The organism is Methyloglobulus sp. (assembly GCF_046714055.1).
GTDB lineage: Bacteria > Pseudomonadota > Gammaproteobacteria > Methylococcales > Methylomonadaceae > Methyloglobulus.
On the sequence record NZ_JBKKBJ010000087.1, the window covers coordinates 1 to 8,702 of the forward strand.

Sequence of the window (8,702 nt, forward strand, 5' to 3'; positions counted from 1 at the left end):
GGCAAACCCATACCTTTCTGGTATTGCACTTTGTTTTTGCTCATCTCCCGCCTCCTTTGGTTTCAAGGGCTTGCACTTATGCCTTTGACTTCAAAATTGGCTGTGGGTCCTACGTAATCAGATAATTATTGTAGTAACATAAAAAACATGTAATTACTAAATACTGAGCTGAGTTATTTAAACTGTAGTTGATAATATTCCTAGCGACTGGCAAAATTAAGTTTGTGGGGAATTAAAATGAATCAGCCCAAGTCTGAAGAGGCTCTATTATGACTGTAAAGAAAACACAAATAGACACCAACAAATCAGCCCAGATTGTTTCCGAAGCGCGGCGTAACCAGGAATTGCGGGAACAATCGTACCGAGGGCAAGCCCTGAAACTATACCCCTGGATCTGCGGTCGATGCACCCGCGAATTTACTCATACGAACCTTAGCGAACTGACTGTACACCACAGGGATCACAATCACGATAATAATCCCCCGGATGGGAGCAACTGGGAGTTGCTCTGCCTTTATTGTCATGATAATGAACATTCAAGGTACGAAGAAACACGATTTGGTAACGCAAAAACTGCATCTTCACATACGGCAGCAATTGCCAGCCACAATCCTTTTGCTAACCTTAAAGATATGATGAGTAAAAAATAAGCGGCTAACCGGTCTTTGCCACAGCCTGGCTGGTCAACATATCTATCCCGAGATTCGCCAACTTGTCTGCCCTGTCATTACCCTGATCGCCGGAATGGCCTTTTACCCATTTCCATTCAATACTATGCGGCGATTTCGCGGCATCCAACCTACGCCACAAGTCTTCATTTTTAACGGGTGATTTACTTGCAGTTTTCCAGCCCATTTTTTTCCAGTTATCCATCCATTCGGTGATGCCTAGCAACACATATTTTGAGTCGGTGTTAACCTGAACGGAGCTAGGCTTGTTCAAGGCTTCCAAGGCATTAATAACCGCCAAAAGCTCCATGCGGTTATTGGTCGTCTCCCGTTCGCTGCCATAAAGCTCCTTCGTGATGCCTTTGTAACTAAGCATTGCGCCCCAGCCGCCCGGCCCCGGATTACCGCGACAAGCGCCATCGGTATAGATAATGACAGAATCATTCATCGTCTTTCATCCGCAAACTGGTCACCGTGGAATTTGCTAACGTCAATCGGGGGCTCAAGTTTGTAACAGGTGTTAAAGGAATCAAGTTATAACGCCGCTTTATTGCCTTAACCCCATAAGCGGTTGCCGATAATGAAAAGGCATTGGCCAATCTTACATGTGTCGTTTTTATGGAATCCAGTTTAAATTGGGATATCAAGGTCACCTCAAAATTCAACAGCTTTAACCAGTCGATCACTCTCGCACGACGGATAAAATGGCCGCGCCAGGAATCCGCCAAGCGCTTATCCCAAAAGTACTGATATCTGACCCAGATACTCCAGGGATTAAAATTTAAAATCACTACCGTCCCCTCCGGTTTTAACACCCGCTCCACCTCACGCATGGTCTGGAAACGATAGGCATCAAATTCCAGCATGTGCGGCAGTATAATCATATCGACACTATCGCATTGCAAGGGCAAATGGTATGATTTTGCACGGATTTTCCTGGCTCCTTGGCATCCTAGGTTTTTGGCATCCAATATCGTATAATTCGTGTAAAGTGTGCAGTCGATGAACTCGTTTTCCCAGCCCAGCCCACCGATCTGCAAGATTGTTTGCTTACAACTGACCACGATGGCGTTTTGTAAATAATCGACCTCGAGATCCCTTAAAAGCTTGCCTCGGGGGGTTTGGTAGTAAGCAAACAGGAAATCGCGTTTCATAGCCTATACTCAATAAAACATTACTTTATATATTTCAATAAAAACAAGCTATAATGAAGTTATTCTATATTTAAACTTTACATTAATGGGTTAGATGATGCGCAATAATTCTAACAGGTCAGTAAGATTTTTATTCCTCTTGATCGTATTGATCATTACCGGTTGTTCCGACGCGCCCAAAGAACCTCTAGTCATCAACGACCCGAACGATGCGTCAACACCTAACACCAGTTCGACAACCAAACCGCCGCGAACATTTTTCCAAAAACGATTTAAAAACCTTTTTTCCCACCATGATACCGTGTGGGAAAGAATGCTTTCACTATACTCGCTTCCAGAAGTCGATAACGAACGTGTCGATCAGGAATTAAGTTATTACCTAAGCCACCCCGATTACATCGCCAGAGTACAAGAACGTGCTGCGCCTTATATGCACCTCATTCTGGATGAAATTGAAGCAAAAAACTTACCCGGCGAGTTAGCTTTGCTGCCCGTAGTCGAAAGCGCCTTTATCCCCGAGGCTTATTCGAGAAGTGCGGCATCAGGACTTTGGCAATTCATCCCTGCAACCGGTCGCCTGTTCGGGCTTGAACAAAACGCCTGGTACGATGGCCGCCGCGATGTCTATGCGTCCACGGTCGCCGCCACCACGTTCCTTAAAGAACTCAGCGAAACATTCAATGGCGACTGGTTTCTTGCCTTAGCATCCTATAACTATGGCAAAGGCAATGTCGGCAAAGCCATCATACGCAACGAATACCAAGGCTTGCCTACCGACTATTGGTCTTTAGACCTTCCCAAGGAAACATCAGATTATGTACCACGGTTATTGGCGATTGCCAAATTATTTGCCAACGCTGACCGTTACAACATCCGTTTACAAAATATCCCCAATAAGCCTTATTGTGAAGTGGTCAATGTCGGTTCACAACTGGATATAGTTAAAGCTGCCGAACTAGCCCAAACCCCGCTCAGCCACTTTTTGAAATTGAATCCCTGTTTCAAGAAAGGCAGCACTGCGCCGTATGGCCCGCATCGATTGCTAGTCCCATCCGCTCGTGTCCAGACTTTCAAACAAAATTTGGCGCACTTGCCTTATGAAGAAAGGGTCGATCAAAGACAGCGTGATGAAGAATTGTTAACCGAAAAAATGCGGGCGGAAGAGGAAAGACTTGAAAATCGGCGTAAACGGGAGGTCATCGCCTCAACACGCTATTATTCAGGATCTTCAACCCAGCAATACCGTGTTCATCGTGGCGAAACCCTGTCTTCTATTGCCAGAAAATACGGCACAACGGTTAGCAACTTACGTCAAACCAATCATTTGGCGAGAAGCAGCGTCAACGCAGGCACTTATTTGAAAGTCCCGGCATCAAATCGTGCATCGGTAATCACGCAGATAACCAAATCTGCCAGAGCAAAAACTTCAAGCGGCCAAGTCTATGTCGTCAAGAAAGGCGATACTTTTTATAACGTTTCTAAACGCTTTGCAGTCAGTCGAAATAACATCGCTTCCTGGAATAATATATCACCCAACAGCAACTTGAGGATCGGTCAAAAGTTGGTCATCAAAGGGGGCGGACAACAACTCGCCTCAGCATCCCCAACCCGTCTTATCCGCTATAAGGTCAAACGAGGCGACTCATTGGTGCAAATTTCCAGAAAATTCGGCATTTCTGTGAACGACCTGCGTAAATCCAATCCACAAACCGGAAACAGAGGATTGCGTCCAGGCCAGAGTTTAAAGATTTTGGTTGATAATACCTATCGTGCGACTTAAGTATTGAGAATTTATCCCCGCACCTTACCTTGTTTTGCAAAGCAGCTTGCGGCTGAGGTATGAACCCCAACATTACAATACTGGTGTTGTTTATGTTTGGGGTTCATACGTACGTCACCCCAACTGCGCTATGCCCTCTAAAATACACATGAAAATAAATTTAGTTCTTGTATTGTTAACCTTGCTCTAATTTGCTTGCCCCACTGTCAATAAAAGGCCAACGCCGCAAGAATTGGCTACTTTTGATATGGTAAAAAGCCTGATATTAACAACAAGATCGGTGTTTTCATCAAAGATTATATAGGAAATTATCTAAATGATCCGTATGGGGCAATTTATGAATTTGACGACCTAATGAAATACCCGCTGGGCAAAGCAGCATGTACAACCCAACAGCACGGTCATTTCGGACGAGTTATCTTGTTTTTCATCCTTAACAGAGGCTAGGCGCAACCATATCAGCATTGTCACCAGCGGCAGACCACATGGTGTGACCAAAGAGGAGCTACCTGGATTATCACCCTGATAGGCAATGTCAAAAATGCCCTCACGGGCACTTACCATGCGATAACTCCCCAAACATTTACCCCGTTATTTTGCCGAATTCTGCTACTGACATAATCGAAGATTTCAATTGGAAGAAATTGTTGCATCGCTTCGCTTATGTGACTGTGCAGATGTCTCCTATGCCAGCCCGACTGTTGAAATTAGCTGAGGCTTATGGGTAATCAGCAAGATATTAACAACCCATGCCAAGCCTTCATTCAGGATCAAAGGCGCTGGGTCAAAATGGCATTGATCTCGGCATCCGTCAGCACAATCGGGTTGGTCTGCATACTACTGCCGCGACTATTGGCGACGATCAGCGGGAAATCTGCCGGGGTTGTGCCATAGCCATTGAGACGCGGCAGTTGCAGCCGTTCGCTCCACTCGGCTAATATGGCAGTAAGCGACGAACGGGCGATAGCATCATCCATCTCAGTCTGGCCGGTCAGCAGCCGCCCCACTTTTGCATATTTGGCCAGGGCCGGGTTGTCCTGTTCGCGCTCTTGCATCGCCTTGATGTTGACCTCGGTGGCAGCGGCTACCAACGTGCCACAAACTACGCCATGTGGGATAGGAAAGTAAGCGCCCAACGGTGAAGCCAAGCCATGCACCGATCCTAAACCCACTTGTGCCAACGTGATGCCGGAAAGCAAGGCAGCGTAAGCCATTGCCGCACGTCCATGACTGGCATAGGGTTCGTTGCCTTCCCAGGCGGCAAAAAGCCCTTCCTTGACGGCTAACATTCCGCTCCAAGCGAGTGCGTCAATGAATGGGTTGGCCTTGAGAGAGACATAGGATTCTAGCAACTGAGTAAATGCATCCATACCGTCGGCTGCCACCAGTTCGCGCGGGCAGCTAGTTAACAAATCGGGGTCGATCACTGCGTATTCGGGGATTAAACACTCATCACGGAAGGACTTCTTGAAACCGTCATTGCCTGATACGCTCAGCACCGAATTTTTGGTCGCCTCGCTGCCAGTCCCTGCCGTGGTTGGAACGGCGATAAAAGGGGTGCTAGGGCCGCGATAAGGGATGTTCCTGCCGACGCCTTCGAGGTGATCCATCACCGAATTGCCGTGCGGCAGCAGTCCGGCTATCGCTTTGGCGGCATCAAGCACACTGCCGCCACCTATGGCGATCACCACGTCGACCGCTTCACCGCGAAACCGGCTTACCGCCTGATCTACCAACATCGGCGACGGTTCACCCGAGACGGTAAAGTGCAGCCAGCGCATGCCCTTCGCATCTAGCGACTGGGTGAAAGACTGCCAGCGCGGCGTGGCGCAGAATGATTGTTTGCCGGTCACCAGCAAGGCTGTGTGACCATAGGCTGCCGCCAGTGCTGGCACTTCGTTGATACGGCCGCTGCCATAGCTGATACGCGGCAAACGCGAGATAGAGAAAGGGACGAATTGCATACAATTTTACCCTTGCGGAAAAAGGCCTTCATAACGGACACCCTGGCGTGGTTCCGCCATCCACGCCGCCACTGTATCGCGCCAGACTAAATAGTGGGCTGTTTGCTTGTGGGCCACCGCAGCCTCGGCAGAGGCATACGCTTCATAAAGGATAAAGTGGCCGGGATTCTCGGATGATTGCAGCACGTCAAAACGACGGTTGCCCGGCTCCTGGATGGACGCTTCATGGTTGAGCCGCGTGGCGGCGATAAAATCTTCTATGTGAACGGGTTTGACTAAAACATTGACCAAGGTAACGTGCATAGCGGATGCCTTATATACTATGGATATGACCCGCATTATACTTCATGCGGCATAGTTTCCGGGTTTTGTGTACAACTGGAACCCTTAAAGTCATTAAGGTTTGCGTTTGAAGCGAGTACCGAGTTTTGAAAAATATTGAATTGACCTCCAAGTGTTAGCCCTTATGGCCTTATGTTCCAGTCCTTAGTCAACCAACTTTGTAAGCAAAGTAACGTAAATATATTAATTATTAACCCGCGCATATTCATCCGATGGTGGTTTTTACGGGGTCTGGGGCTAGTGTATCTGTCTGCATTTTGGTCGATGGCAACGCAAATCGATGGCCTTATTGGTGCTAATGGCATCTTGCCGCTGCTGGAGCAACTGACACGCATCGCGCAAGCATTTCCGCATGAAAAATATTGGCAGTTTCCAACCCTGTTCTGGTTTGATGCGTCGGTCGCAGCACAGGAAGGGGTTTGTTATGGCGGGATTGCTGTTGCCTGTCTGGTGACGCTTAATGTTTTCACTCGTGCTGCATTGATCGCTTGCTTTGTATGTTATTTGTCGATCACTACTGCCGGACAGGATTTTACTGCGTTCCAGTGGGATGTGTTGTTATTGGAAAGCGGCTTTCTGGCCATTTTTTTTACGTGGAATTCCAAAATTATCGTGTTTTTATACCGCTTGTTGATCGCCCGTTTCATGTTCATGAGCGGCGTGGTGAAAATCGCCAGCGGTGACCCCACTTGGGCGAATTTGACCGCACTCAATTATCATTACCTGACGCAGCCGCTACCGTCGCCGTTAGGGTATTACGCTTACTTTCTCCCAGAATGGTGGCATAAGTTGTGCGCTTCCGGCGTGATATACATTGAATTGCTGGTGCCGTTTTTCGTGTTTATGCCGCGCCCGTTGCGTCTTTTTGCCGCTTGGTGCTTCATCGTGCTGCAAACCAGTATCATCCTGACCGGCAACTATACGTTTTTCAACATGTTGACGCTTTTGTTGTGCCTGTTGTTATTCGATGACCGCGATATTGTCAGGATAACCCCGGAATGGCTACGTATTCGCTTAGAACAACGTTATCAATCGGCGGCATTGACTGCGAGCGTGTGTGCAGCAGTTTGGGCAGGGTTCGTGATCGTGATATTAACGACGCATATCTGGATGGCGCAAACGCAGCGTGTGCCGTTCAAACCGTTGGCTACCTTACTCCAAGTCGCTTCGGCTTTCGGGGTGGTCAATAATTACGGCCCCTTTGCGGTGATGACCACCGAACGCAACGAAATTATCGTTGAGGGTTCGCAAGACGGCGAACACTGGATGGAATACGGGTTTAAATACAAACCCGATGGCATGGACAAACCGTTGCGCTGGAATATTCCCCATCAACCGCGTCTGGATTGGCAAATGTGGTTTGCCGCGCTAGGCGAACCGCAGCCCGGCGGCTGGTTTGAAAAATTCATGCGGCGCTTGAAAGAAGGATCGCCTGAGGTTTTAGCTTTGCTGGCGCATAACCCGTTTGCCAAGCAACCCCCCGCTTATCTTCGTGCTTATTTATATCGCTACACCTACACACAACAGGAGCGACGTACAGTTAGTGGGCATATATGGAATCGGCAGAAATTGCGGCTTTATTGGCCGTGATGGCAGGACTTCATAGTGCCTACTATCTGGTTTTTACGCCCGAACTAGCCAGTGATTACGAATTAAAGGGAACCTCTAAAAACACCCTCTCCCAGCGGGAGAGGGTTAGGGTGAGGGGTATGAATCATTGATTTTAATCGGGTTGTCGCACCAGAGAGTGAAATACTTTCCTTTACTTCACCAAGCCACACGGATGTGGTGAATGTTAAAAATGCAGGGGCATTTTTCCAAAAAATAAAGTATCAAAATAAAAGGCGACCCGGATGCCGCTTACTACCTGCGCTCCGACTATGACGGTTTGCTAGCGCGAAACCGTCTTACGGGTTCGGCATGACGGCATGCGGTATGGTCGTCATCAATCCGCCCTGGACGCTGCTTGCCGACATGCAACAGGTGTTGCCCTGGTTAGCTGAAACGTTGGGGGAAAACCAGCAAGGGTTTTACCGGGTGGAGCAATTGGTTGGTGAGTAGGGAGGATTAGACGCGCAAACTTTCCAAGCTTCAATTTATGTAAAGATTCTCCGCGCGTCGTAATCCGCCGTATGGATGAACACCGCAGTTGGCGGATTACGCCGCGCCCAAAGGACAAACAAAACGGATAGATCGCGTATGTTGCGCGGCTAATCCGCCCTACATTTAATCCGCCTTACGGCCTTGAAGGACGCCCGACTGGCGACCACTCAATTACAGAAGCGCATCGGCCGCTTGACATCCGACGCGTTGGCCTTGATCGGTGACTATCCCGAATTAAAACAGATACTGGCGCTCCTCACCGGCATCAAGGGCGTTGGCGAAACCAGCGCCATCGCGCTGATGGGCGAACTCCTGTTGCTACCGCCAAACCTGTCCCATCGGGAATGGGTGAAGTTTGCGGGGCTTGACCCCAAGGCTTTTGATTCCGGCAAAAGCGTCCACAAAAAGATGCGGCTATCCAAAGCCGGCAACCGCCATATCCGTCCGTCCCTGTATATGCCCGCCTTGAGCGCCAAACAGCATGACCCACATGTCAGCGCCTATTTCCAACATCTCGTGGCTAACGGCAAGAAACCTTTACAAGCCATCTGTGCGGTCATGCGTAAATTGCTCCACGCGATCCATGGCATGTTGAAGCACAACCAGTCTTTCGATAACTCCCGCTTTTATTCCTTTCCAATAATTGCCGGATGACCAAAATTATCTTGATTTTGAACAGAGTATCTTACGG

The 8,702-nt window shown here is 48.4% G+C and carries 10 protein-coding genes; 6 read left to right on the forward strand and 4 right to left on the reverse strand.

The genetic code is table 11. From position 1 onward, the window contains the following. Window positions 1-269: 269 nt before the first annotated feature. Window positions 270-650: a YajD family HNH nuclease gene (locus ACLQ6D_RS05440; protein WP_411726271.1), complete on the forward strand. Its 381-nt coding sequence runs from the start codon at window positions 270-272 to the stop codon at window positions 648-650. A 4-nt stretch (window positions 651-654) separates the two neighbouring features. Here ACLQ6D_RS05440 and rnhA read toward each other — a convergent pair whose 3' ends face one another. Together rnhA and ACLQ6D_RS05450 are read right to left on the reverse strand one after the other, a co-directional pair. Next, window positions 655-1,116 carry a ribonuclease HI gene (gene rnhA / locus ACLQ6D_RS05445; protein ID WP_411726272.1) on the reverse strand — a complete coding sequence of 154 codons (462 nt, stop codon included), beginning with the start codon at window positions 1,114-1,116 and terminating at the stop codon, window positions 655-657. Further along, a complete protein-coding gene (locus ACLQ6D_RS05450) occupies window positions 1,109-1,822 on the reverse strand; it encodes a class I SAM-dependent methyltransferase (protein WP_411726273.1) in 714 nt (237 codons plus the stop codon). Before ACLQ6D_RS05450 ends, rnhA begins: the two co-directional genes overlap by 8 nt. A gap of 97 nt (window positions 1,823-1,919) precedes the next feature. Here ACLQ6D_RS05450 and ACLQ6D_RS05455 point away from each other — a divergent pair, with 97 nt between their 5' ends. Together ACLQ6D_RS05455 and ACLQ6D_RS05460 are read left to right on the forward strand one after the other, a co-directional pair. Beyond that, the gene (locus ACLQ6D_RS05455) at window positions 1,920-3,602 is read left to right on the forward strand and encodes a LysM peptidoglycan-binding domain-containing protein (protein WP_411726274.1); all 1,683 of its coding nucleotides are present in this window, start codon (window positions 1,920-1,922) and stop codon (window positions 3,600-3,602) included. Between the two features lie 403 nt (window positions 3,603-4,005). Beyond that, a complete protein-coding gene (locus ACLQ6D_RS05460) occupies window positions 4,006-4,128 on the forward strand; it encodes a hypothetical protein (RefSeq protein WP_411726280.1) in 123 nt (40 codons plus the stop codon). Between the two features lie 244 nt (window positions 4,129-4,372). Here the strand turns inward: ACLQ6D_RS05460 and ACLQ6D_RS05465 are convergent, their stop codons facing one another. Continuing rightward, entirely contained in the window at window positions 4,373-5,566 is a 1,194-nt protein-coding gene (locus ACLQ6D_RS05465) for an iron-containing alcohol dehydrogenase (protein ID WP_411726275.1), read from the reverse strand. A gap of 6 nt (window positions 5,567-5,572) precedes the next feature. Next, on the reverse strand, window positions 5,573-5,869 hold the full coding sequence (locus ACLQ6D_RS05470) for an antibiotic biosynthesis monooxygenase (RefSeq protein WP_411726276.1): 297 nt from the start codon (window positions 5,867-5,869) through the stop codon (window positions 5,573-5,575). 303 nt (window positions 5,870-6,172) lie between these two features. Here ACLQ6D_RS05470 and ACLQ6D_RS05475 point away from each other — a divergent pair, with 303 nt between their 5' ends. The 3 genes from ACLQ6D_RS05475 to ACLQ6D_RS05485 all read left to right on the forward strand — a co-directional run bounded on the left by ACLQ6D_RS05475 (window position 6,173) and on the right by ACLQ6D_RS05485 (window position 8,665). Next, on the forward strand, window positions 6,173-7,498 hold the full coding sequence (locus tag ACLQ6D_RS05475) for a lipase maturation factor family protein (protein WP_411726277.1): 1,326 nt from the start codon (window positions 6,173-6,175) through the stop codon (window positions 7,496-7,498). Between the two features lie 330 nt (window positions 7,499-7,828). Continuing rightward, window positions 7,829-7,969, forward strand: coding sequence for a 23S rRNA (adenine(2030)-N(6))-methyltransferase RlmJ (rlmJ, locus tag ACLQ6D_RS05480; RefSeq protein ID WP_411726278.1), 141 nt, complete (start codon window positions 7,829-7,831; stop codon window positions 7,967-7,969). 183 nt (window positions 7,970-8,152) lie between these two features. After that, a complete protein-coding gene (locus tag ACLQ6D_RS05485; RefSeq protein ID WP_411726279.1) occupies window positions 8,153-8,665 on the forward strand; it encodes a transposase in 513 nt (170 codons plus the stop codon). Window positions 8,666-8,702 lie beyond the last annotated feature (37 nt).